1 protein-coding gene and 1 riboswitch are annotated in these 931 nt (G+C 59.6%); the gene reads right to left on the bottom strand.

From position 1 onward, the window contains the following. Positions 1 to 43: 43 nt before the first annotated feature. Complete coding sequence (locus HU811_RS27030) at positions 44 to 553, bottom strand: 6,7-dimethyl-8-ribityllumazine synthase (RefSeq protein ID WP_092392970.1); 510 nt, start codon at positions 551 to 553, stop codon at positions 44 to 46. 100 nt (positions 554 to 653) lie between these two features. Further along, positions 654 to 821: riboswitch (FMN riboswitch) on the bottom strand. Positions 822 to 931 lie beyond the last annotated feature (110 nt).

The following is a 931-nucleotide window of genomic DNA, read 5'->3' as shown; positions in this document are numbered from 1 at the left end:
ATCGCGAGCAGGCTCGCTCCCACAAGGGAATCTGTGTCCAGCCTTAGACCGCTACCGCCCGCTGCTCACTACGACGCAGCACCCGGGTCTTGTGCAGGGTGTCGGCGCAGGTCTTCGCCGCTTCCTGGCCCTTGTGCACAAAATGCTCAAAGAAGAATTTCTGATGCTCTTCCCCAGCATGGAAGTGATGCGGCGTGAGTACGACCGAGAACACCGGCACCTCGGTTTCCAGCTGCACCTGCATCAGGCCGCTGATCACCGATTGGGCGACGAACTCGTGACGATAGATACCGCCGTCCACCACCAGCCCGGCGGCGACGATGCCGGCGTAGCGGCCAGACTTGGCCAGCAGTTTGGCATGCAGCGGGATCTCGAAGGCGCCGCCGACTTCGAAGAAGTCGATATCGCTTTCCTGGTAACCCTGGCTGATCATTTCGGCGACGAAGCCTTTACGACTCTGGTCGACGATTTCCTTGTGCCAGCAGGCCTGGATGAACGCGACGCGCTCGCCGGGATGACTTTTGGTTTTGCTGTCGATTGCGGTGGGTTGCATGTTCTGGTTCCTGTTTGTGTAAAAAACAGGGCGTCATGAATCGAAGGGGATTCGAGGGTGCGTCGCGCGCAGACAGTCGCAGACGGCCCTTGGGTGCCGATCCCGTTCTCTCTTCATCCGGACTATGACCGTCGGCCCCGGAATCACACCGGGTCTGCTGACCTTGGCACTACACCGCAAAAGCCGTGTATCGCCAAGCGCTCGCGGGCTATGCACCTTGCGTGCAATTACCGCCGGTGGGGAATTGCACCCCGCCCTGAGAACGTTTTTGCCGCCATGGTTTATGGCAGCGGAGGATTTTTAACACATATTTCAGCACAGCGCATGACCTGGATGGCCCGAGCACAATGTGGCGAGGGAGCTTGCTCCCGCTCGGGT

Source organism: Pseudomonas tehranensis (assembly GCF_014268615.1).
In the GTDB taxonomy this organism is placed as follows: domain Bacteria; phylum Pseudomonadota; class Gammaproteobacteria; order Pseudomonadales; family Pseudomonadaceae; genus Aquipseudomonas; species Aquipseudomonas tehranensis.
Note: the sequence above shows the minus strand (reverse complement) of the source record. Positions and strands in the feature narration are given on the sequence as shown.